The organism is Candidatus Poribacteria bacterium (assembly GCA_021295755.1).
Taxonomy (GTDB): domain Bacteria; phylum Poribacteria; class WGA-4E; order WGA-4E; family PCPOR2b; genus PCPOR2b.
Window position 1 is genome coordinate 36,176 of the sequence record JAGWBT010000016.1, and the last position, 756, is coordinate 36,931.

The 756-nt window shown below is 52.6% G+C and carries 1 protein-coding gene; it reads left to right on the plus strand.

Translation table 11 applies throughout. The features are described 5' to 3' along the window. The coding region (locus J4G02_03765) for an amidohydrolase family protein (GenBank protein MCE2393710.1) at positions 1 to 756 on the plus strand (756 nt) is incomplete at both ends.

Sequence of the window (756 nt, forward strand, 5' to 3'; positions counted from 1 at the left end):
CACGAGAAAACCACCTAGATGTCCATGGGATTGATATAGCTGTGCTGTCGGGTTCTACCGTTTACGGTGCTGCGGTCCACCCAAATTCCGATTACGGCGCAGCGATGTGTCGCGCTTTCAATGACTGGACGCTTGAAACTTGGGTCAAGGCGGACTCCCGATTCAAAGCATCTATTGCCATCGCTCCAACGGATCCACAACAGGCAGCCGAAGAGATTCATCGACTTGGTGAGCATCCATCGGTCTTTCAGGTGATTATGCCCGCCGGTGCCCGGATGCCCTTCGGCAATCGGTTCTATCATCCGATCTACGAAGCCGCTCAGGAGCACGGCTTGCCGATGTGCGTTCACTTCGGTGCAGAGGGATCCGGCATCGCCAATGCCCCAACCGCCGCCGGATACCCATCATACTACTTGGAGATGCGTATGGCACGTCCGCAGATCGCGATGGCGCATACAGTTAGCTTGATCTGCGAGGGTGTTTTTGAGAAATTTCCAGATTTTAGATTCCTTTTTATCGAGCACGATACCTTTTGGTTGCCGGGACTGATGTGGCACATGGATGCCGACTGGAAATCAACACGGGATTATACACCATGGGTCAAGAAACTGCCGAGTGAATATATTCGCCAGCACATCCGTTTTGGCTCCCAACCGATGGAACAACCGCCAACGCGTGCAGACCGGAACAAATTCCTCGAATGGCTACATGCCGATGAAATCCTTGTTTATGCAAGCGATTATCCCCACTGGGATT